The following is a 22,447-nucleotide window of genomic DNA, read 5'->3' as shown; positions in this document are numbered from 1 at the left end:
CTTGGGTTTATAGGTACATCCCGTCCCTAAAAACCTAACTTAATCATACGAGGAGATGAATAAATGACAACAATATATTTCGTTCGCCATGCCCATTCTACCTATACAAAAGAAGAACGGGAGCGACCTTTATCTGAAAAAGGACAATTGGATGCAGAGAATGTAACACACTTATTAAAAGATAGACATATTGATGTAGTGATTTCTAGCCCGTACAAAAGAGCAATTCAAACTGTACAAGGAATTGCGAATACATATGATGTATCGATACAAATAGAAGAAGATTTACGAGAAAGGTTATTAAGTTCAGAGTCAGTAACAGATTTTAATGATGCAGTCCAAAAGGTGTGGGAAGATTGGGATTTTGCACACGAAGGCGGAGAATCGAATGATGTAGCGCAAAGGCGTGCTGTAATATGTATGCAAAATATATTAAAAAAATATAAAGATAAGAATATTGTAATAGGAACTCATGGGAATATTATGGTATTACTCATGAATTATTTTGATTCAAAATATGATTTTCGATTTTGGAAAACAATTCGTATGCCTGATATATTTAAGTTGAATTTTCATAATGAAGATTTAGTTTCTGCCGAAAGGATAGAGAATACGGGTCATCAGATAAATAATTTGTAAAAGTTTATCAAAAAAAGAGGAAAGAGAGATGTTATTGTAGAAGTATGACTTTGTAACATAAAAAATATATGTTAAAGGAGGCTGTTTACATGTTTGAGAAAGAGAAAGAAGGGCTTATTGAAGTTCACAACGTATATGAAATTGCACCAGCAGATGGAACAATTATAGGTATGGCAACGGAAGAAGAAATGGAAATTGCTGCTGAGCTAGAGCTGCAGTACTATGCCCATTCTCGTTTGTTAGAAACAAATATTCAGTTAGACGGTTCCTCCTACAAAGAGTTACTTCAGGAGTTCCAGGAGTACGAAAGAAAATCAATGAGCTTTTGGCGAGCAATACATAAGCGTTTAGCTGTGCCATGGGCATGGGTATTACGTATTGACGTTGCGAATGGTCCTATATATGTAAGTAATGGGAATGCGTATTACGAAGAAATCGATGATGAAGAAGATTATGAATAGATAAGTAAGGAAGCAACTTTAGTTGCTTCCTTTTTTTATTCGTACAGATTGAACAGCCTCAATAATAATATCTGGTCGATCATTTTCTATTCCGTGACCAGCATGTTCAGCAAGTATATATTGGCTGTTTATTGAGAGTTGTAATTGTTCATGAATCAGTTCTTGCCACATTGCTTCAAGTTGTGTCGCTTCCTCTTTTTGCATGCCGCCCTCAGTCAACTGAGTAATAGAATATTGAGGGTCTCTACCGATAACGATTAAAGGTACTTCTAATGTTTTATAGAGTTCTTTTATTGAGCGAGCACAATTTTTCCACGTAGATAGTTCAGAAGCTGTCGCTTTATATAATGTAGGAGAGGTAGAAAATTCAATGTACTGTCTTGATTGATTAGCGAGTATTGGCTTTAGTTCATTAGAAAGCATGTCTACATCCATTTTAGAGTATGTATTATATTTTTGAAGCCACATATCATCCGAATCAGTCTCATCAGAAATTGGTAAATGAAGTTCATCTAATCGGTGTAAGTTCATGGATGTAGAATCAACTAAAATAAGTGCTTGCAACTTATCTTCATGTAACATCGCAAAATGTTGTGCACATAAACCTCCATAGGAATGACCGATTAGAATGATTGGCTCGTGAATATCCAATTTTTGTAGCAACAAATGAAGTTCTTTTGTTACTTGTAACGTAGTACGTGAATAATTCCCTAGTTCACTTTTTCCGTAACCTGGGCGATGGTAGGAAACGACTGTAAAGTGCTGTGAAAGCTTTTCTATAATAGGAAGCCAATCATAAAATGAGCAAGTCATTCCGGTTTGAATGACTACAGTTTGTTTACTACTTCCTTTCATATATACTTCTATAGTTTGCCCCAATACCTCTACAAATTTATAAATAGTAAACCCTCCTAACTAAGATTGAAGTAATTTTTGACAAGCGAAAACAATACACCAGACACCTATACCGAATAGGACAGATGTACTAAGTGCAAATGAGTTTTTTAAACCGATATAAACGATAAATAATAGTAGTGCGGATGCAGGAAATCCATATAATACACCTAAAGCAAATTGACTTAATTCTTGTTTGTTCCCGCCTTCGAAAGAAATCCAAAACAGGCTCAGTAAACTAACGAGAGGAAGGGCAGCGATAAACCCGCCAATCGTACTATAATGTTTAGCTACTTCAGTAATAACACCGATAATAAGTGCCGAAACGATTACTTTAACGAGGAAATGCATACTTTGCCTCCTTCGCTAATAATGAAAAAGCTTTTTCAATTAATTGTTGTTCTTCTTTCGATAACTGCGATTCTAATATTTTTATCTTTTCTTTATCTAGTAAAGTATGCTTTTCTAATACTTCAATGCCTTCTTTCGTTAAAGTAAGGTTCACAACTCTTTCATCTTGTTTGTTTCTTTCTTTCATGATATAGCCTTTTTGAATAAGGCGCTTTACGTGTTCAGAAGCTGTGTTATGAGAGAGAGTAAGCTCAGTAGCGACTTTTCCAATTGTTATTTCTTTCTCACGAGAAACGATTTGTAAAATACGAATAGCTTGGTGAGAAAGATTGTCTTCATATTCATATCGTAAGTGATAATAAATGTTCTCCCAATGCTGATTGATGTCTTTCATAATAATAAATCCTCCTGTTTTTATATCGTATATTAAGATATATTCGTTAGTGTAGAAATAAAATCCTTTTATTTGGATAAAAAATGTTGAAAAAGTTTATTTTTATTGAAATATAAGGTAATCTATGTGTAAAGGTATACATTTAGCAAGAGAGAGGATGATAGCTGTGAATACATTCAAATGGATGAGTCATGAACAGATGTATGTAGATGAAATACATGTTGAAAAATGTGGTCCTCTTTCAGTCGGCGTATATGGGGGAAATCAAGAGAGTGATGCATATGAACGAGGAGATGCGGTGCTTGCTTGGTGGGATCCTGAATTACAATTTGAATTTGTTATGATTTTTGATACACATCACAAAACAAAAAATATAGATTATATAGTAGAAGCAATTTCGGAAAGAAAAGAGAAACTAAAAGAGTTATTTTCCTACCCGATACATTTAGCTTTTCATCATACACATATGTATTTGTTAGCTTTATTTACAGATGAGCTGTTTATTGAAAAATGTGATCAAGATGATGAGGAACTCGCATGTTTAATATGTTTGCGAAAAGGCGAATTTTTATATTGGTTATCAGTTGGTAATTGTTTCGCATATTTATTCCATTCTGAGAAAACGAAGAATGGGAAAGGGCGATTAAATAAACGGAAGAATTACGAATATATCGGTAGGAAAAATATTTTTGCAGCAAATACACCTTGCTTTACGTCAGGTGTAAGAGGATTAGAAAAAGGAATGAATCACATCGTAATGGCAACGGACGGTATTTTAGAGTGTGATAAACGAAGATTTGATGATGACCAATCTTTAATAGAAATATTACACGACGGAAGTTGCTTACAGATTGAGCCAGTATTAACAAATGTATTGCAGTGGAAAGGTAGAGATTGTGCCACAATTATTGGATGGTCCATTGACACTGAAAATAAACGATGTGCTAATTAATATAAAAGGAGTTCAAGGTTTTTATTCTTGAACTCCTTTTTGTTAAGCAATATGGATGTGATACGTTTTTAACCATTCATTTACTTGTAGCATGTATTCCATAGCGCTTCTTGCTTCGAAATTGTTAATTTCTTTATTACTCTGATCGGCAATAGCAAGTAATGTGGAATGATTAATAAGTGAGAAAATAGGATTGTTTTTATTACTGCACATGTCGAGGGATAAATAACGAATTTTTTGTAAATAATGTGGGTCTTGTGAAGTTGGATACGCACTTTTTCTTCTATTGCGTACATCGTCAGGTAAAGCAGGTTTCAGTGCTCTACGTAAAATGCCTTTTTCAATATTATCAATGCTTTTTATGTTGAAAGGAACGTTCCATAAATATTCAACTAATCGATAATCGCAAAACGGTACACGAACTTCAAATCCTACAGCCATACTCATACGGTCTTTACGGTCAAGTAAGAACGGAAGAAATCTCGTTAAAAATAAATAAAACATTTGACGTTGTTTCGCGGATTTTTTACTTTCACCTTCAAGAGTAGGTACTTCAAGTATCGCTTCTTGGAATCGTGTATCAATATAGTTTTCTAGATTACATTGGTTACTTACTTCATGTAGTAGAAGAGGAGATGTATTTTTCCAATTTGTTAGCCAAGGAAATTTATCTACATATAGTAATTCTTCTTGATGAAACCAAGGATATCCACCGAATACTTCATCAGCAGATTCTCCGGATAAAGCTACGGTCGCATCTTTTTTCATTTCGCAAAATAGTAAATATAGTGAAGTTTCCATTTCACCAGCACTCGGTAAATCTTTTGCACGGAGGGGAACGAATAAGTGATTAGCTAATTCTTCAGCATTCACAATAATATCATGATGAGATGTCCCTACATGTTCAGAAACGCGTTTTACCCAAGGAGCGTCTAAACCAGTGCGAGCAAATGTCAGCTCGAAATCTTTTGCGCTATTTACAAAGTCAACGGAATACGTATGAAGTGTTTTATTTTCAGCAGCAAATTCTTTTCCTGCTAGTGCAGTAATACCGCTAGAATCTAATCCTCCTGATAACATGCAAACGAGAGGAACATCGGCAATTAATTGTCTTTTTACTGTATCTTGTAAAATAGATAAAATATGTGATGATGTATCTTCTATAGAATCTGTATGGACCTTACTTTCTAAATTCCAATACTTCGTAACTACTTTTTTATCACGTGTAAACGTTATAGAATGTCCAGCACGCACTTCTTGAATATGTTTAAAGACGCCACATCCTGGAGTTCGAAATAACCCTAATCCAAATATTTCATTTATGCCATCCGTATCAATTTCAGCAGGGACAGATGGATGAGCTAATAATGCTTTAATTTCAGATCCGAAAATAATACTGTCATTTCTTTCTATATAAAAGAGTGGTTTTACGCCTAAATGATCACGTGCTAAAAACAGTTGTTGCTTCTGATCATCCCATAAGGCGAAAGCGAAAATGCCGTTTAAATGTTGTACGCAGTCTTCTTTCCATTCTAAATAAGCATGTAGTAACACTTCTGTATCTGAATGCGTTTCAAATGTATGACCACATTTCCTAAGTTGTTCTCTCAGCTCACGGAAATTATAAATTTCTCCATTATAAGTAAGAGCATACGTATAATCACCAGCACGAAATGTCTTCGGTTGTGTTCCGCCTTCTGGATCAATTACAATTAAACGCCGGTGTGCAAAGGCCGCGCGAGGTGAAAACCAAAATCCTTCAGCATCCGGACCACGATGCTGAATACGATTTGCCATCTTTTTTAAAATAACATGTTCATTAGAAAGATCCTTAGTCCAATTTACCCAACCTGTAATTCCACACATACACATCTCATCTCCTAATTTTAAATAGTAGGTTAACGAAATAAAATGTACACCAAGTTAAAGAATGACTATATAAATAGTGTACTACATGAATCAAATTGCAGACTTGAGAAAATTTTCTTTGAACGCATAGTTACGTGAGACAATGGCTAAGGGAAAGTATTCCATTACATATAAAAAATAATAAAAATATGAGAGAAAATATTTTTTTAGACGTTATATAGGGTGTAAAAGCTTTTACAAAAAAATAAGGGGAATCGCTACATGAAATCAAATGAGAAAAATTATATAAAAAGATTACAGCGACAAAAAGAAGATGCGCTAGAATTTGTTGTCGATACATACTTACCGCTCATAAAAGGAATAACCCACAAATTTCTTCTTCCGGTTCAAAATGATGGACTCATAGAGGAATGTGTAAACGATATATTTCTTTCCATATGGAATAACGCAAATAAATTTCATGGAGAACCAAATGATTTTAAAAAATGGATTGCGGCAATTGCGAAATTTAAGGCGATTGATTATTACCGGAAGGCAACTAAAAAAGTAGAGATTATTTCGGATGAGTTTCATATTAGTACGGAAAAGTCAGCAGAAGATGAATTAATTGTTATGGAAGATAGGGAAGAGTTATTGAAGCTTATTAATCAATTAGAACCGTTAGATCAAAAGGTGTTCATTATGAAATATCTTCTTGGTATGAAGACAGAAGAAATAGGAGACAAGTTAGGGTTAACTCGGGCAGCGATAGATAATCGTGTGTATCGTGGAAAAAAGAAACTACAACAAAATGCTACGAAAATTAGTTTTGGAGGTAGTGCCATATGAAAGACATTTATGAACTATTAAATGATATTGATATAGATGAAAAAGAACTTAAGGAAATTGAGGCTTCTGAAATTGAAAAAGAAAAAGTGAAGCGTAATGTAAAACAATCTATTCATACGAAGAAAAAGATGAGAAGTTGGAAAAAAGGTGTCGCTGCTGCATCTATTTTAGTCGGCGTATCGGTTGCCATGCTTGGCATCGGATTTCCTACATACGCTGGGGGATTACCAATAGTAGGGGACATATTCCGATTTTTAGATAATGGTAGAACGGGGTTATATGAAAATTATAAAGAGTTTTCGACTGAGTTGAATATGACGAGAGAGAGTAATGGGGTTAAGGTTACAATTAATGATGCTGTATTCGATGGTAGAACAATTACAATCACATACTCTATTGAGAGTGATAAAGATTTAGGTGAGAAGCCAAATATATTTGGATATCCGCAGGTGATGGGGTTTAATGGAGGGGGAGGAAGCTCTCAAGTAACAAAAGTTGGAGAGAAAAAGTACGTAGGTATGACTACAATGAGTGGTAATAGTAGTAAAAGGTTAGATGTTGCAAATGTTTGGTGGAATATGGAAGAGATTAAGTTGGATTATAAAGGTAATTCAATTAAGGGGAATTGGAACTTCGCACTTAGTTTAAAAGCAATGGAGGGTAAAGAAGTAAAGGTTAATGGGGTTTCTGAAAATGAATTAATAAAAGTAAATATAGACAAAATGGAAGTAACTCCGATGTCATTTATCGTTTTTTTCAATCAGGAAGAATCTAAAGTATTAAGAAGTATATGGGATAGCGCTGATGTAGAATTAGAAATAAAAGATGATTTAGGAAATAAATATGCTGGTGAAGGAAATGGCGGAACTAGTACAGTAGCAGAACCGCACAAAAGTAGTTGGAGTTCTACATTCCAAAAGTTAAATGAAAATGCAACAAAGCTTATCGTTACACCTCACGTGCACTTGCGAGTTCATACACCTGAAAATCATGGTGGAGTGGAGTATGTGAATGGGAAAGAGAAGAAAATAGAAGTACCGAAAAAAGAAGCGAAAAAGAAAGATTTTGTGTTAGATGATATCGTTATTGATTTAAAGAAATAAAAGAGAGACTGCCTAAAACTATTAGGCAGTCTTTTTTTCGTTAAGGAGTAGTAACAAGTAGTGCATGCGGATGCTGCGTTTTATATTCCTCTTTCCAAGGAATATTTAGTTGTTCCCACGATTCGCCGCTATCATTGGATTGAAACACGCCATTGTTATTTAAAGTGTAAAATGTATGTGGTTCGGCTTCGTTTGTCGCAAACATCGAAATGACTGTACCGATTGCAGATGGTAGTCCTTGCTGTACTTGCTGGAACGGAGTGTCTTTCGTTTTACGATAAATATAAGATTCATAAGGAATACGGTGATGAGCGAGATCTGCACTCGGTGCGGCAGAAACGAGAATTGTATTACAATCAGCTGGATCGATAGCCATGCTATATAAGTAATGATGCTCAAGTCCGTCACTACATGAAATCCAGCTGTTTCCACTGTTATAACTTTCAAGGTATGCACGATCAGGTCCGCCCATAAATCCGTCACCACATGATGCATAAAGACGATTTGGGGCTTCAGGGTGCATAAGTAATTGATGAGCATCGATAGGAGCACCGAATTTTTTATCAATCCATGTATGGCCTTTATCGTTACTTTGAATAACAGCACCAGCTTCAATTGAAACGTGGATTGTATTTGGATTGTTTGGATCAACCGTAATCCAGCGTACGTGATGAGTAAAAGGTCTAGGCGGGAAAGCCCACGTATAAGAAGATAATAATGATTTCATATTTTTCAGTTCCGTCCATGTTTCACCACCATTTTCTGAACGGAATAAAGCACTCGGTTCTGTGCCGACATAAACGACGCCATATCCGTTAACTTGTTCATTCGGGCTTATCGTAATGGAAGTGATCGAAGAATGTAAAATACCATCTTCTTTTGGAAAATCAAAGTAACGATAAGAATCTCCAATTGGTCTCCATGAATCTCCGCTATCGTCACTTAACCAGAGACCTCGTCCAAAAGTGCCGCAATATACACGATTTTTTTGAAATGGATCAACAGCGATACAGGTAGGTTGCATATTTTGTAAGTGATATGCGGTTTCATAGTTACCATAGTGTTCTTTTACAACGATAAGTTCACGTTCCATACAGAGAAATAAACGTTTCATTTTCGTAACCTCCTTAAAAATTCTTTCATTAGTAAACAATATGAAGCTGAAAAAGAAGTAGTCTTATTTTTTGTTGAGAAAAAGGACTTGTTTGAAATGTAGCGAAGTGTTTATACAGAGGAAGCGGGATAAAGATGGGGAGTTTGTTTCATACTAATGTACAGATATTATCCTTAAAGGAGCATTAGTATGGGGCATTCACATAATCATGGTAATTCTAATAATAAGAAAGCGTTATTACTTGCATTTTTACTAACAACAAGTTTTATGATTGCTGAAGTTATTGGGGGATTTGTAACAAATAGCTTAGCACTACTATCTGACGCGGGGCATATGCTAAGTGATGCAGTATCTTTAGCTTTAAGTTTACTTGCGTTTAAACTCGGAGAAAAAACAGCAACAACTGCGAAAACATATGGATATAAGCGAGTCGAGATGTTAGCGGCATTATGTAACGGTGTCGTCCTTATTGTCATTTCAATATACATTTTTATTGAAGCAATTCGCCGTTTTAAAGAGCCAGTTGAGATTGCTAGTAATGGGATGCTTATTATTGCTGTACTTGGTCTGCTTATTAATATTTTATCAGCTGGGATATTAATGAGAGGCGGAGATGTGAAGGGTAATTTAAATTTAAGAAGTGCTTTCTTACACGTATTAGGCGATTTATTAGGATCAGTCGGAGCGATAATTGCTGCGTTACTTATTAAATTTTTCGGATGGACTGCTGCAGATGCGATTGCTAGTATTCTTGTGTCTATTTTAGTCATTATTAGTGGATGGCGTGTAACACGTGATACGGTCCATATATTAATGGAAGGTGCACCGCAGAACATAAATGTTGAAGAGGTAAAAAGTACATTGTTAAATATTACGATTGTAAAAGAAGTTCATGATTTGCACATATGGTCTGTCACATCGGATTTTCAAGTATTAACTTGCCACTTGATTATTCAAGGAAATGAAACACAAAGTGTATTAAAAGAGGCTACGGAAGTATTAAAAGAGAAGTTTCATGTAGAACATGTCACCATTCAAGTAGAAATAGATGGTGAATTTCATCATAGTGAGACAACTTGCAAAGTATGAAAGAAAAAGGATAAGAAAAAGTGTCATAACATTTTTCGCGCGGCATACATATATATAATGTGGCCACAAATACTTTGTAAGGTAAATATTTCATGAAATTACTTTACTTATAAAGAGTCATCTTTTATAATCAAAAGTGGTAATTGATAAGGATTATCATTTTTAATAATCGTAGAAAGGAGTTTTTTTAAAAGATGAGTAGTCAACTCCGTTTTGCTGTTGAAAATCGTAAGAGGCATTTAATTGATGAGTTAATTGGAGCAGGTGTGTTTAAAATTCGCGATCGACAATTATACGAGCTGTCTTTAGAGGAATTGGAAAAAGAATACGAAGATATGGAAGATTATGCAAATATTCAGGCATAACTATATATATTAGTAAAAAGAGAGCTGGTTACGATTTTATGTAGCCAGCTCTCTTTCTATTTCGTAGAAATTATTTTTTGTATTTCTTTCATTGGACGGAGCCAGTTTTGAGTCATCATTTGTTCCATTTGTTTTTCATCCTGCTTCTGCAGTGCTTGAATGATAGCGTGATGTTCATCAATAGATTGACTTGCTGGAACAAAGTTTTGGAAAAACAAATATTCAAGGCGTAAGACGTGAAGTTGCATATTTTCTAGAAAGGGTTCAATATATTGATTTTTAGCAATAGAAGAAATGGTATTGTGAAATTGTATATCTAGTTGTAAAGCTTGTTTTGTGTTTTCTTTCTCTATAGAGTACTGAAAGTCATCATTTATTTTAGAAAGTAGCTTCAGATCAGCGTCTGTAATGTTTTGAAGTGCTTGTTTTCCTATAATAGAGTGAAGACCAGCCATCGTTTCATAAATGATCGGAATGTCGTCTAACTGAATAGGAGCAATTTTTGTTTTTTGTCCAGGTACCATTTCCACTAATCCAGAAAGCTCTAATATTTGAAGCGCTTCTCTTACAGGTGTTCTGCTTACTCCTAGTGCTTCAGCCAGTTCCCCATCATTAATTTTTTCATTGGGCTTCAGTACACCTTCAATAATCCAATCTTGTAGTTGATTTAAAACGAGTGATTTTGCTGAAACTCTTCCTAGTTTTTTATTATTTTGAGGGATAGGCATAGTGAATTCAATCCTTTCATTGTATATTTTCCTTTTTCTCATGAACAAGCTTTAATTCGGGTTTCCCTTCATCCGGTTTTTGGCTTAAGATAAGCACCATTACAATGACACAAAGGGCCCCTAATAACTGAAAAGATTGAAATGGTACATGTAATATAAGTACAGAAGAAATAATAGCTGCGAGTGGTTCTGTACAACCGAATAATGTCGTTTCTTTCGGGGTTAAGTATCGTATGCTGTCTAAGTATAAATAAAAGGCAATAAGTGTCCCAAAAATGACGACAAATGTGATGAGCGGTAGAGTACTTATTTTTACATATTTCACAGTTGATAATAAAATAAATTCTTTCGTAGAAATAAAGTGTACAATCGTTACACCAATACCCCCAATAATCATGCCCCATCCAACGATAACAGAGGAAGACCATCTATCTAGTAATCCCTTTGAATATAAACTATAAAAAGCGAGAGATAATCCAGATAAAATCCCCCAAATAATAGCTGGTGTAGAAACAGCTAAGTTATGCACAGACCCGTTTGTTAGTAAGAGGAAAGTACCTACTAATGAAAGGGTAATTGAAATAAAATCAATTTTTGATGGACGAACGTTCCATTTGAAAAGTAAGTATACAGTAATAAATATAGGAGCTAAATATTGCAATAATGTTGCAACGGCAGCATTTCCTTCTTTAATAGAAGCGAAGTACGTGTATTGTACAGCAAGCATACCGAATAGGCCAAACAATATCATTTTAGTAGCATCAGATCTTTGTTTCCATATGCTGAATATTTCTTTTTTTCTCGTTCCGAATGATGAAATAATGAGTAAGATAACGCCCGATATAAGCAATCGAATTGTAACTAACCATTCAGTAGAAATATTGTCATATTGAAAAAGTTGTTGTGCAGCTGTTCCGGACAAGCCCCATAAACAAGCACCGATGACAACCATAATGATTCCTTTTAAACGATTTGGATCCATCATGTATAGAGTCCTCCTTTCAGGAAATATATTATATACAATATGCAATATATCACGAAATGAATAAAAAATAAACTGAAATTTCTGTGTTGTATGGTGGAGAATTGAATAGTTCTAGTTATATTTACGATACAAGCGAGCAGGTTAAATAAAGTGAGAGAAAATTATAAAATTAAATCATAATCAAGCGGATAAAAAAATAAAGATAAGAGTAATTTGGTTTGTTAAAAATATGTGTAGAAGGAGATACGCGATGAACTGGGTTACTCATAAACCAACATTTGAATTTGATAATTTTAGTCCATTTATTCGTGCGAATACTGCGTGGCTTGGGCATTTGGAGTTCGCATACGATTTAGTAAGATTTGAAAAACCAGAAATATTAGTTGAGCTAGGTACACATTTAGGCGCTTCTTTTTTCAGTTTTTGTCAAGGGGTAAAGGATGGGGGATTAGATACAAAATGTTATGCTGTAGATACTTGGACAGGAGACGGGCATACAGGTCCATATGGAGAAGGTGTTTTCCAAATTGTAGATAAAGTGGTGAAAATGAGCTATCCCAATATAGGTAATTTAATTAAATCTACTTTTGATGAGGCTATTGATCAATTTCAAGATGGAACGATAAATTTGTTGCATATTGATGGCTATCATACGTATGAAGCAGTTTCTCATGATTATAAAACATGGTTACCGAAACTTGCGAATAACGGTATTGTGTTATTTCATGATATTGAGGTGAAAGATCGAAACTTCGGCGTGTATAAGTTTTGGGATGAAGTCACAGCAAAGCACCCTCATTTTCAGTTCCAGCATTCATATGGACTCGGCGTATTATTTCCGAAAGGTTGTAGCGATAAGTTTGTGGAAATACTTAAAAATAAAGAAGAAATACAAAATATGTATAAATAAAAGTGGAGCATGCATCATTTGAATGATGCGTGCTTTTTTGTGTGGGGAATAATGATATTCCTTTAAGCGGTGAGGATAATAGTAAAAAGTTTTATGTTGGCAAATATTAAAAAAGTTACTCTTTGATTGTTAAATATAAAAAATGTAACATTTTTTATATTTTCCATTGCGAAAAGTAGCATCTACTTTTACAATAGAAAAGGTGTCCAATATATTATACTGGAAAAATAAATCGAAATAATATGAAAATTTTGTTTTGTCTTCGCTAATTGTATATTACATACATGTAAGACGACACACGTCATGTTATCGACTTGTAAGGAGAGAAAAAAATGAAAAGTGTAAGATTACCATCGATGCTAGAAATCATAGTTCTTTTATTATTATTTCTTGCTGTTGTCTTTTCCTTCCAAACGATTTTTGATCTCCCAATTCAATTAGCGCTATTTATTTCATGGTTTTTAGTAATTGCGCTTGGATTAAGATTAGGATTTCGTTATCAAGAATTGCAAGATGCAATTACGAAAGGGATTTCTAACGGATTAGAAGCAATACTCATTTTAGTTGCAGTAGGTGCTTTAATTGGAACATGGATTGCTGGTGGGATAGTACCAACATTAATTTATTATGGATTAGAATTTATTCACCCTAGTATATTCCTATTAGCAACATTAATTATTTGTTCGATCACTTCTATCGCAACAGGAACATCTTGGGGAACGGTAGGAACAGCAGGTATTGCTATGATGGCGATTGGTGAAGGTCTTGGGTTACCATTACCACTTGTTGCTGGTGCAGTTCTTTCAGGTGCTTATTTCGGGGATAAATTATCGCCACTTTCTGATAGTACAGTACTTGCAGCATCTATGGCAAAAGTAGATGTTATTGCACACGTACGAGCTATGCTTGTATTAGACGTTCCAGCGTATATTATTACTAGCATTATGTTTACTGTAGCTGGTTGGATGTATGGCGGAGATAACGTAGATTTAAATCGAGTAGAATTTTTAAAGGAATCATTATTAAAACACTTTGATATTAAAATATGGATGTTAGTTCCGGCGATTATTGTCATTGTCCTATTAGCAATGAAGAAGCCTTCTATGCCTACAATTGCAATGGGAGCTTTACTTGGCGCAATTTGGGCAACTGTTTTCCAAGGAATGCACTTTGGAGACGCAATTGGAACAGCATATAACGGATTCTCAATTCAATCAGGCGTTGAGTTTGTCGATAAGTTATTAAACCGTGGCGGAATTAACGGTATGCTCGGTTCAGTAGCCGTAATTATTTTCGGTTTAGGGTTTGGTGGATTACTTGAAAAATTAGGTGTTTTAAAAGTAATCGTATCAAAATTCGAAAAGAAATTAAATTCTGCTGGTAATGTAACATTATCTACATTAATCGTTGCATTTTTAGCGAACATATTTGGATGTGCGATGTACGTATCACTTATTTTAACACCGAAAATTATGCAAGAAAGTTATGATAAACTAAAAATCGACCGCCGCGTATTAGCGCGTAACTCAGAAGTAGGTGGAACATTAACTTCAGGTATGGTTCCATGGTCGGATAACGGTATTTTTATGGCTGGTATTTTAGGTGTTGCGACGATATCATACATTCCATTTATGTGGTTAAGCTTCGTATCGTTAATTTTAGCAGTTATTTACGGATATACAGGCAAGTTCATTTGGTATGTAGATGATGCTGAAAAAGGAAAAGAAGCGTCATAAATAAAAAATCACCTTCTACGTGTTGTAGAAGGTGATTTTTTAATATGAAAACATACTTTTTCATATTGAATTCCTCCAGTATTGTTATAGTAGGTTACAAAGGAAAGAATACAACCTAAACTTAAGTTTAGGTCAAGAGGAGTTTTTAAAATAAATATAAAATATCTATTTATATGAGTGAGAATTCTTATCATTTAAAGGGAAGTCTGTTATTATAAGAAATGTAGGTATTATATTTTCAAGGGGATGAAAACATGGAGTACAGAATTGAAAGAGATACATTAGGAGAAATTAAAGTTCCAGCTGATAAATTATGGGCAGCACAAACACAACGTAGTAAAGAAAACTTCCCGATTGGAACAGAGCAAATGCCGCTTGAAATTGTAAAAGCATTTGCCATTTTAAAGAAGAGTGCAGCACTTACTAATAAAAAATTAGGAAAGCTATCAGAAGAAAAAGCAGAAGCAATTGTGACAGCAGCTGACGAAGTGATAGCAGGGAAATGGAATGAACATTTTCCACTTGTCGTATGGCAAACAGGTAGTGGTACTCAGTCAAACATGAATGTGAATGAAGTAATTGCAAACCGAGGGAATCAAATTTTGAAAGAGAAAGGATCTGACGTACATATTCATCCGAATGATGATGTGAACATGTCTCAAAGTTCAAATGATACTTTCCCAACTGCGCTTCATGTAGCATGTGTACTCGCAGTAGAAAATCACGTGTTACCAGCAATTACGAAATTAAAAGAAACGTTAGCAGAAAAAGTAAAAGCATTTGAACATATTATAAAAATTGGTCGTACACATTTACAAGATGCGACACCGTTAACATTAGGACAAGAAATTAGTGGATGGCACCGTATGCTTGAAAAAACAGAGCGTATGATTGCAGAGAGCAATACATATATGAAAGAGCTTGCGATTGGTGGTACTGCAGTTGGAACAGGTATAAACGCCCATCCTAAATTTGGTGAGATGGTATCTGAGGAAATTAGCCAATTTACAGGTAAGCAATTTATTTCTGCACCAAATAAATTCCATGCATTAACGAGTCATGATGAAGTTGTATATACGCATGGGGCATTAAAAGCATTAGCAGCGGATTTAATGAAAATCGCTAACGATGTGCGCTGGCTGGCAAGTGGTCCACGTAGTGGGCTAGGAGAAATTATTATTCCAGCAAATGAGCCAGGAAGCTCTATTATGCCAGGTAAAGTAAATCCAACGCAAAGTGAAGCGTTAACGATGGTTGTAGCACAAGTGATGGGAAATGACGCAACAATCGGATTTGCAGCGAGCCAAGGCAATTTTGAGTTAAATGTATTTAAACCTGTTATTGCATATAACTTCTTACAATCTGCTCACTTATTAGCAGATGCAATTGTTTCATTTAATGATAATTGTGCAGTTGGTATTGAAGCAGATGAAGAAGTCATTAAAGAGAATGTGAATCGTTCATTAATGCTTGTTACAGCATTAAATCCGCATATCGGATATGAAAATGCAGCGAAAATTGCGAAGCATGCTCATAAAGAAGGGTTAACTTTAAAAGAAGCAGCATTGCAATCTGGATTACTAACAGAAGCACAATTTGATGAAATTGTCGATCCGAAAAAAATGATTGCTCCGAAAGAGTAATAAAAACGCCAAGATTCTTTGTTTAGAATCTTGGTTTTTTTATTACTGTAAATGCCAAAATATATTATTTGTTAGCAGACATATTCAATATTTTCATATGTGGGCAGTTTTCTTTTAAAAGTGCAATGAATTTTTCTTCTTCTTGTGGTACGAAAGTTGTCACAGAGTCGAATAAATTATAATGGATTTCTAATTGCTGTCTAGTCCATTTCTTTGAATGAAGTTTTTTACCAGAGTATTTAATGTGGCGAATATCTTCAAAGGGAATTTCAGTACGTAGTATGAAACCATGTTTTACGAAAAGAGATGATTCTGTTACGTTGTAGTGAGAGAAATAGAATGAAGAAAGATTCACGATATTTAGCAGCATCATGAGGGTGAAAAAAATAGAATTTTCATTTTGGAAAAATAGTGAAATGAAAAAAATCATGATAAATAATGTAATAAAAATGACGTGAAATGGATTTTTTTTCGCTTTAAATTTCAAGTTAGTCACCTCGGTATACGTGTACTTTAACTAAATTAAATCATAACATTGTAATAAAACGTGTGAATATGCATAATTGCATATTCACACGTTTTATTATTCATGTAAAATTTCTTGATGGGATACATTCAAAAGAAGTTTTGTAATAGTGGAGTGGCATGAAGTGACTTACAAGAATAGAAAGATAGTGTTAGTCATAATTAGTTGTATGATGATTATGGGGAGTTGTGCTAATACATTTGTTGAAGATAGAAACCGAAAGCATACATTTGTACAAGCAAGTAAGGTTTTAGTTGAGACTTTAAATAGAATATATAAAAAGTAAAAGGTGTTTTCTTATACGGAAACACCTTTTTTGTAGTTAAAATTGAATGTACTTTCTCCCAATCTCCATATTCACTAATTGCATATGTATTTTGGGCAATTTGTTTAACAGTAAACCAAGGGTCGTGCAGAATAGTCATGTTTTGTTTCACATCCTATCGTAATTTATTTATTAAATACATTCGCTTTTTATTGCTTCATGCCCTTTTTAAAGAATATTTTATAGACATTTTTTATAAAGGTTTGAAAAATAGGTAAACGAAACATTGAAATGTTTATTTCGTTTATGTTAAGATGATGAAGTGGTAATAAACGTTATTGGAATTTGTTTATTTTAAAATGGACATTTTAAAGGAGTGTTTAGTATGAGCGATATTTCAGAGAAGTTTTGGGATGCGTCGGTAGAGGAATTGAAAAAAGGGTATGTGTTTGATGAGGAAACGGAAGAGTATATTTGTTTAGCTTGTGGAGAAACGTTTATTAAGGGTGTTATTTATCAAGATAATCAAGTTTTGTATGAAGCAGAGAAGTTTGTACAATTGCATGTGCAAAACGAACATACATCTATGTTTGACTATTTATTAAACCTTGATAAGAAGTATACGGGTTTAACGGATTTGCAAAAGAAGATGGTTCAGTTTTTCCATATGGGGCTGAATGATAAAGAGATTGTGAAAGAGATGGATGGCGGAAGTACTTCAACCATCCGCAATCATCGGTTTACACTTCGAGAGAAAATGAAGCAAGCGAAAGTGTTTTTAGCGTTAATGGAACTGTCAGAAGAAAAATCAAAAGTACAAACGAAATTTGTACCTATTCATAGAACAGCAACGATGGTAGATGATCGTTACAATATTACAGAAGAAGAAAATGATGAAGTGTTAAAAACGCATTTTACAGAGGGATTAGATGGACCGCTTTCTAAATTTCCAAAAAAGCAAAAGCGTAAATTAATTATATTACGTCATTTAGTGACGAAGTTTGATAGTCATAAAAAGTACACTGAAAAAGAAGTAAATGCTATTATAGAAAACGTATATCCGGATTTTGTAACTTTGAGAAGATATTTAATCGAATACGGGTTTTTAGATAGAACAGCTGATGGAAGCCAATATTGGGTGAAGTTATAATATAGGGACAAGAAAATGAATAGAAGCACATCGTTATAACAACTATACAAAGAGATAGAAGTTGAAAAACAGATTTTTAATAAAAGGAGAAATGAAATTTGAAACCACCTACAAATAACAATAAAGAAGGTGCGGAGTCACATAAGTTAGAAAGTGAGAGTAAACCGATTTGGAAATCGATGTCCATGTTTTTAGTACCTTTACTATTAAGTAATGTACTACAATCAGTTGGACAATTATTCGGTATGGTAGTAGTAGGAAGATGGCTTGGAGTGAATGATTTAGCGGCCATATCGGCATTCTTCCCATTATTTTTCTTACTTGTTTCATTCGTAATTGGTATTGGTTCAGGGAGTTCCATTTTAATTGGTCAGGCGTTTGGGGCAAAAAACGAAGATCGTTTAAAAGCGATTGTTGGTACGACGCTAACATTTACCTTTATTATTGGAGTTGTGTTAGCGATAGTAGGTAGTATTTTTGCGATGGATATTATGCGCCTTATGGGGACGCCAGAAAATATTATTGAAATAAGTGTACATTATGCACGTATTTTATTTATATCGATGCCAATCTTATTTTTATATTTCGCATACACAACGTTTATGAGAGGTACAGGAGATTCTAAAACGCCATTTTACTTTTTAATTGTAAGTACAGCGCTAAATATGATCTTATTACCAATCCTTATTTTTGGATGGTTAGGTGCTCCAAAATTAGATGTGTATGGAGCAGCCTATGCTTCTGTTATATCTACAGTTATTACGTTTATTGTCATGTTAGTGTATTTAAAGAAAAAAAATCACCCACTACAATTAGATAGTACGGTAAGGAAATATCTTCGAATGGATTGGGGGTTATTAAAGCTTCTACTACGACTTGGTATTCCAGCGAGTATTAATATGATATTAGTTTCATTATCAGAAATTGCGGTAATCGCGTTTGTAAATCGTTACGGTTCGGATGCAACAGCAGCTTATGGCGTTGTGAACCAAGTTGCAAGTTATGTGCAAATGCCAGCAGTTAGTCTTGGTATTACAGTCTCCATTTTTGCTGCCCAATCAATTGGTGCGAATCAATTTGATCGATTGCAGAAAGTTGTGAAGGCCGGAATTATTATGAACTACGTCATCGGTGGTGTGCTAATATCTCTCATTTACTTGTTCTCAAGAGACATTCTATCACTATTTTTAACGAGTCAAACTACAATTGAAATTGCTCATAGCCTAGTTATGATTACATTATGGAGTTATTTAATTTTCGGGCATGCGCAAATTATTAGTGCGACAATGCGAGCGAGTGGTACAGTATTATGGCCAACTGTTATCGGCGTCGTATCAATATGGCTTGTAGAAGTACCTGTAGCGTATTACCTTTCTTACCATACAAGTCTTGGCATAGAAGGGATATGGATTGGGTACCCAGCAGCGTTTATTGTCAGTTTAATACTACAATATGCATATTATAAGCTTTCATGGCAGAAGAAACGAATTACACGATTAGTGAGTTAAATATTGAAAATGTCCCTAAGTTATTATACTTAGGGACATTTTTTGTAAGTGTAGGTTACAAATAGCTTTTTAAAGTAATATCAAAATGTTGTCTAATGAGTTTGTTATCACTCATATAAAACTCCCACGCTTTTTCTGGTTCACCGATAATTTCAAAAGATTCTTCTGTAATATATAAGGCACAATTATCCTCTAGTGCAATGCCTTCTATATTCCCTTGATGATTTTGTAAAAAGGAATGGAAGGCGTTCATTCTATTTAATTGATTATAATGTGGACAAAACCTTTTGTTCACAATTCCCCAGCCGTTGCTCTCTATATAACCGGAACCTTCATAATCTGAGCGGATGCTAGATGTGAACCAGCACATAGCACCAGCGCTACACCCTGCAATGAGCGTTCCTTGCTGCAGAGCCGATAGTAATTTTTCATCGAGCTTATGTTCTTTCCATTCTGAAATCATTTGAATATAGTTTCCGCCACTGAGATAAATTAAATCAGCAGACTGAATCATTTCGTCTATTTCATATTTAGAAGGTGTATCGGCTATAATACGTAAAATTTGTACGTCACAGTGTAATTGTTTTTCGAATGTGTCTAAAAATAATTTTATATAGCTTTCATCATCATGACTAGCTGTAGGAATGAATAATACTTTCGGATACTGTTTATTTGTTAATTCTATAAGTCGCTCATTAATAGGCGAGTGATTTGAATCTTGTAAATCACCGCCACCAATGACAGCTAATTTCATAGTAAAGCACCACCTAATCATTTTCGTTATATAAAAATTCGATAGAAGAGAGTTACATTCCTTCTGCGATGTAGTGATTAAGTAGAAAATATAGTTTGAATATATCGGAATAGTAAAGCAAAGGCTGGTTATATTGAGAAATGAATTAGAAACAATTTATTAATATATAATACTTCATACTATTGTTTCAAAATATGGAAACAATATGTTTAAATGGATATAAAGAAGCATGTATTCATATTGAATGAGTACTTATCCTTTAAAAAGGAATCGGAAATAATAGAGATTTTACAAATGAGTTTTTACTTTTAATAGGAACTTGTATTACAATATGGTAAAATTATTTCAATATATTTATTTAATATAAAAATACAAAGAGGGAGCGTGAGAAAAGTGGATTTTCGATTCGAATTTACAACGAAGGTGAAGGAATACTTGGATGATGAGAAGGATGAAAAAATAATAAAAGATGGACATAGAGATATCATTTTTCAGTATTTATATCCGCTAGAGAGTGAAATTGGTATTTATAAAAATCCTAACTTTACTTTTTTTGCATCAGGAAGACGCTCGCATATCGTATTAGAAAACATTGAATTTAAAACAGAGGTAAATGTAAAAAGTAACATCATTGAAATTACAAAAATAGTGGATAATGTCGTTATCCCGTTAGATACGATCGTAGCGAAAGATCGGGAATTGTTTGCACTTGGACGTAATGAGAAGTTTAGTGTACAAATATTAGAGCAGTATCTCTTTGATACATTTGGAGAAAAATTAGGTTTAAAATGAATGGAATTGCCTATGTATTTATAGGTAGTTCATTTTCGTATATATCATCTACGTTTGACCTTTCAATTAATTTATACTACAATTCGTAGTGTGAAAGGAGACGCATGATGTTTACTCAAAACTATAAGCTAAATGAGCAAGGGTTAAATCATTTCTTTGGACCGCTTGAAGCGAAAATTATGGAGATTGTTTGGTCTAGCGAGGGTATTACGATTAAAGAAGTACAGCAGAAATTAAGTGAAGAATCACCTGTGAATTTTAATACCGTTATGACAGTTATGAACAGGTTAGTAGAGAAATTACACTTAGAAAAGCAGACTGTGAAAAGAAGTGGCATATATCGTGCTGTACAAACAAAAGAAGAGTTCTTATCTAATCAAACGAAGAAAATGACGCAGGAATTAATGGGGGAATTTGGAGATTTAGTTGTAAATCATATGCTAGATGAGTTAGAGCAGGTTGATCCGACTTTAATAAAAAAGTTAGAAGATAGATTGAGTCAGTTAAAAAAAGAGGATTAATGAAATGAAATGGCAAATGCATAAAATCGTATTGTTAGCAATAATTGTTAGTACCGTCTTTTTCAGTATGTTAGTGTATTACGTTACATATCCATTTCTTTTTCAAAATAAGGCGTTCTTTCTTTCAAATTTTTGCTTGTTTCAGTTAGAAAAACATATGAAAGAATTATCGCTCATTCGTATTATAATCGCTGGATTTCTACTACTTACATTGTTTATCGTGTGCAAAAGAATGTGGCGACAATTTTTTGATACTAAAAGATTACAAAAAGTACTTATTCCTTTCGTTCGAAAAGGAAAACAAATATATATATTGCCGACTGCGGAAGTTGCGGCATTTACAATTGGATTATTTCGTCCGAAAGTTGTCGTGTCAGAAGGGATGCTTCAAACATTTTCAGATGAAGAAATGGATGCGATTATTTTTCATGAAGAATATCATCAAAACAATCGAGATCCGCTAAAATTATTTTGTTTTACGTTATTAGCAGAAGGAATGATGTACATACCGATATTAAAAGGATTGTTACAGCGGTATCACACGTATCAGGAGCTAGCTGCTGATAAATATGCGATGCAAAAAATGGAGTCTTCGTTTGAGTTAGGAAGCGCATTATTAAAATTAATTAAAATAAAGACAATGGAAAACCGATGTGTGACAGCTTCATTTGCAAAAACAGCAATAAATTTACGAATTGAGCAAGTGTTACATGAAAAAGTTGTTAAGCTTACTATTCCGTTACATACGAATTCGGTATATGTAACAGTAGGTTTATTCTGTATGTCGGTTGTACTGATTGTCGGAGAGTGCATATAGCCTCTTTTTTTAAGGATGAACACTACTCTATGTAGTGTGTATAGAGGTATTGT

25 protein-coding genes are annotated in these 22,447 nt (G+C 34.1%); 15 read left to right on the top strand and 10 right to left on the bottom strand.

Annotated features, from left to right (window positions below):
* The first annotated feature begins 63 nt into the window (after nucleotides 1–63).
* Both QCI47_RS19325 and QCI47_RS19320 read left to right on the top strand, forming a co-directional pair.
* On the top strand, nucleotides 64–639 hold the full coding sequence (locus tag QCI47_RS19325; protein WP_000208295.1) for a histidine phosphatase family protein: 576 nt from the start codon (nucleotides 64–66) through the stop codon (nucleotides 637–639).
* Nucleotides 640–728: 89 nt separating this feature from the next.
* On the top strand, nucleotides 729–1,100 hold the full coding sequence (locus tag QCI47_RS19320; RefSeq protein WP_000461770.1) for a hypothetical protein: 372 nt from the start codon (nucleotides 729–731) through the stop codon (nucleotides 1,098–1,100).
* 18 nt (nucleotides 1,101–1,118) lie between these two features.
* Here QCI47_RS19320 and QCI47_RS19315 read toward each other — a convergent pair whose 3' ends face one another.
* From QCI47_RS19315 to QCI47_RS19305, 3 genes are read right to left on the bottom strand one after another with little or no spacing between them, the layout of a single operon-like run.
* Nucleotides 1,119–1,955 (bottom strand): alpha/beta hydrolase, encoded by an 837-nt coding sequence (locus tag QCI47_RS19315; protein WP_376746376.1) that lies wholly within the window; start codon nucleotides 1,953–1,955, stop codon nucleotides 1,119–1,121.
* Nucleotides 1,956–2,015: 60 nt separating this feature from the next.
* On the bottom strand, nucleotides 2,016–2,345 hold the full coding sequence (locus QCI47_RS19310; RefSeq protein ID WP_000545637.1) for a DUF3147 family protein: 330 nt from the start codon (nucleotides 2,343–2,345) through the stop codon (nucleotides 2,016–2,018).
* On the bottom strand, nucleotides 2,329–2,739 hold the full coding sequence (locus QCI47_RS19305; RefSeq protein WP_000651919.1) for a MarR family winged helix-turn-helix transcriptional regulator: 411 nt from the start codon (nucleotides 2,737–2,739) through the stop codon (nucleotides 2,329–2,331). Before QCI47_RS19305 ends, QCI47_RS19310 begins: the two co-directional genes overlap by 17 nt.
* 124 nt (nucleotides 2,740–2,863) lie before the next feature.
* On the opposite strand from QCI47_RS19305, the gene QCI47_RS19300 reads away from it, so the two are divergent.
* A complete protein-coding gene (locus QCI47_RS19300) occupies nucleotides 2,864–3,691 on the top strand; it encodes a PP2C family serine/threonine-protein phosphatase (protein WP_002163702.1) in 828 nt (275 codons plus the stop codon).
* Between the two features lie 42 nt (nucleotides 3,692–3,733).
* On the opposite strand, the gene asnB is transcribed toward QCI47_RS19300, so the two are convergent.
* Entirely contained in the window at nucleotides 3,734–5,557 is a 1,824-nt protein-coding gene (gene asnB, locus QCI47_RS19295; RefSeq protein ID WP_076868798.1) for an asparagine synthase (glutamine-hydrolyzing), read from the bottom strand.
* Between the two features lie 264 nt (nucleotides 5,558–5,821).
* On the opposite strand from asnB, the gene QCI47_RS19290 reads away from it, so the two are divergent.
* Both QCI47_RS19290 and QCI47_RS19285 read left to right on the top strand, forming a co-directional pair.
* On the top strand, nucleotides 5,822–6,388 hold the full coding sequence (locus tag QCI47_RS19290) for a sigma-70 family RNA polymerase sigma factor (protein WP_076868797.1): 567 nt from the start codon (nucleotides 5,822–5,824) through the stop codon (nucleotides 6,386–6,388).
* Nucleotides 6,385–7,491, top strand: coding sequence for a DUF4179 domain-containing protein (locus tag QCI47_RS19285; protein ID WP_309422638.1), 1,107 nt, complete (start codon nucleotides 6,385–6,387; stop codon nucleotides 7,489–7,491). Before QCI47_RS19290 ends, QCI47_RS19285 begins: the two co-directional genes overlap by 4 nt.
* A 40-nt stretch (nucleotides 7,492–7,531) precedes the next feature.
* Here the strand turns inward: QCI47_RS19285 and QCI47_RS19280 are convergent, their stop codons facing one another.
* A complete protein-coding gene (locus QCI47_RS19280) occupies nucleotides 7,532–8,605 on the bottom strand; it encodes a WD40/YVTN/BNR-like repeat-containing protein (RefSeq protein WP_076868795.1) in 1,074 nt (357 codons plus the stop codon).
* Nucleotides 8,606–8,794: 189 nt separating this feature from the next.
* Between QCI47_RS19280 and QCI47_RS19275 the strand changes: the two genes are divergently transcribed.
* Together QCI47_RS19275 and fbpA are read left to right on the top strand one after the other, a co-directional pair.
* Nucleotides 8,795–9,694 carry a cation diffusion facilitator family transporter gene (locus QCI47_RS19275; protein WP_000510073.1) on the top strand — a complete coding sequence of 300 codons (900 nt, stop codon included), beginning with the start codon at nucleotides 8,795–8,797 and terminating at the stop codon, nucleotides 9,692–9,694.
* Nucleotides 9,695–9,888: 194 nt separating this feature from the next.
* The gene (gene fbpA / locus QCI47_RS19270) at nucleotides 9,889–10,059 is read left to right on the top strand and encodes a Fur-regulated basic protein FbpA (protein ID WP_000098302.1); all 171 of its coding nucleotides are present in this window, start codon (nucleotides 9,889–9,891) and stop codon (nucleotides 10,057–10,059) included.
* Nucleotides 10,060–10,115: 56 nt separating this feature from the next.
* On the opposite strand, the gene QCI47_RS19265 is transcribed toward fbpA, so the two are convergent.
* Both QCI47_RS19265 and QCI47_RS19260 read right to left on the bottom strand, forming a co-directional pair.
* Nucleotides 10,116–10,787: a GntR family transcriptional regulator gene (locus QCI47_RS19265; RefSeq protein WP_076868802.1), complete on the bottom strand. Its 672-nt coding sequence runs from the start codon at nucleotides 10,785–10,787 to the stop codon at nucleotides 10,116–10,118.
* Nucleotides 10,788–10,803: 16 nt separating this feature from the next.
* Entirely contained in the window at nucleotides 10,804–11,769 is a 966-nt protein-coding gene (locus tag QCI47_RS19260; RefSeq protein ID WP_309422708.1) for a DMT family transporter, read from the bottom strand.
* Nucleotides 11,770–12,022: 253 nt separating this feature from the next.
* Here QCI47_RS19260 and QCI47_RS19255 point away from each other — a divergent pair, with 253 nt between their 5' ends.
* The 3 genes from QCI47_RS19255 to fumC all read left to right on the top strand — a co-directional run bounded on the left by QCI47_RS19255 (nucleotide 12,023) and on the right by fumC (nucleotide 16,061).
* Nucleotides 12,023–12,682, top strand: coding sequence for a class I SAM-dependent methyltransferase (locus QCI47_RS19255; RefSeq protein WP_309422639.1), 660 nt, complete (start codon nucleotides 12,023–12,025; stop codon nucleotides 12,680–12,682).
* 332 nt (nucleotides 12,683–13,014) lie between these two features.
* On the top strand, nucleotides 13,015–14,418 hold the full coding sequence (gene nhaC, locus QCI47_RS19250; RefSeq protein ID WP_000843974.1) for a Na+/H+ antiporter NhaC: 1,404 nt from the start codon (nucleotides 13,015–13,017) through the stop codon (nucleotides 14,416–14,418).
* A 254-nt stretch (nucleotides 14,419–14,672) separates the two neighbouring features.
* The gene (gene fumC / locus QCI47_RS19245; protein WP_000456630.1) at nucleotides 14,673–16,061 is read left to right on the top strand and encodes a class II fumarate hydratase; all 1,389 of its coding nucleotides are present in this window, start codon (nucleotides 14,673–14,675) and stop codon (nucleotides 16,059–16,061) included.
* Between the two features lie 64 nt (nucleotides 16,062–16,125).
* Here fumC and QCI47_RS19240 read toward each other — a convergent pair whose 3' ends face one another.
* Nucleotides 16,126–16,548: a PH domain-containing protein gene (locus tag QCI47_RS19240; RefSeq protein WP_000669080.1), complete on the bottom strand. Its 423-nt coding sequence runs from the start codon at nucleotides 16,546–16,548 to the stop codon at nucleotides 16,126–16,128.
* Between the two features lie 230 nt (nucleotides 16,549–16,778).
* A complete protein-coding gene (locus QCI47_RS19235; protein ID WP_002193851.1) occupies nucleotides 16,779–17,012 on the bottom strand; it encodes a hypothetical protein in 234 nt (77 codons plus the stop codon).
* Between the two features lie 225 nt (nucleotides 17,013–17,237).
* Between QCI47_RS19235 and QCI47_RS19230 the strand changes: the two genes are divergently transcribed.
* Both QCI47_RS19230 and QCI47_RS19225 read left to right on the top strand, forming a co-directional pair.
* The gene (locus QCI47_RS19230) at nucleotides 17,238–18,002 is read left to right on the top strand and encodes a DUF2087 domain-containing protein (RefSeq protein ID WP_309422640.1); all 765 of its coding nucleotides are present in this window, start codon (nucleotides 17,238–17,240) and stop codon (nucleotides 18,000–18,002) included.
* A gap of 98 nt (nucleotides 18,003–18,100) precedes the next feature.
* On the top strand, nucleotides 18,101–19,510 hold the full coding sequence (locus tag QCI47_RS19225; protein ID WP_000804168.1) for an MATE family efflux transporter: 1,410 nt from the start codon (nucleotides 18,101–18,103) through the stop codon (nucleotides 19,508–19,510).
* Between the two features lie 55 nt (nucleotides 19,511–19,565).
* On the opposite strand, the gene QCI47_RS19220 is transcribed toward QCI47_RS19225, so the two are convergent.
* The gene (locus QCI47_RS19220; RefSeq protein WP_000762143.1) at nucleotides 19,566–20,264 is read right to left on the bottom strand and encodes a peptidase E; all 699 of its coding nucleotides are present in this window, start codon (nucleotides 20,262–20,264) and stop codon (nucleotides 19,566–19,568) included.
* A gap of 393 nt (nucleotides 20,265–20,657) precedes the next feature.
* Between QCI47_RS19220 and QCI47_RS19215 the strand changes: the two genes are divergently transcribed.
* The 3 genes from QCI47_RS19215 (at nucleotide 20,658) to QCI47_RS19205 (ending at nucleotide 22,394) form a co-directional block, all read left to right on the top strand.
* Complete coding sequence (locus tag QCI47_RS19215) at nucleotides 20,658–21,056, top strand: DUF3942 family protein (protein WP_001983153.1); 399 nt, start codon at nucleotides 20,658–20,660, stop codon at nucleotides 21,054–21,056.
* A gap of 107 nt (nucleotides 21,057–21,163) precedes the next feature.
* The gene (locus QCI47_RS19210; RefSeq protein ID WP_000495066.1) at nucleotides 21,164–21,577 is read left to right on the top strand and encodes a BlaI/MecI/CopY family transcriptional regulator; all 414 of its coding nucleotides are present in this window, start codon (nucleotides 21,164–21,166) and stop codon (nucleotides 21,575–21,577) included.
* 4 nt (nucleotides 21,578–21,581) lie between these two features.
* Nucleotides 21,582–22,394: a M56 family metallopeptidase gene (locus QCI47_RS19205; RefSeq protein ID WP_061130789.1), complete on the top strand. Its 813-nt coding sequence runs from the start codon at nucleotides 21,582–21,584 to the stop codon at nucleotides 22,392–22,394.
* The last annotated feature ends 53 nt before the right edge of the window (nucleotides 22,395–22,447 follow it).

This window comes from Bacillus cereus group sp. RP29 (genome assembly GCF_040459765.1).
Classification (GTDB): Bacteria; Bacillota; Bacilli; order Bacillales; family Bacillaceae_G; genus Bacillus_A; species Bacillus_A paranthracis.
The sequence above is the reverse complement of the archived record's forward strand: the minus strand, read 5'-3'. Positions and strand labels throughout refer to the sequence as shown.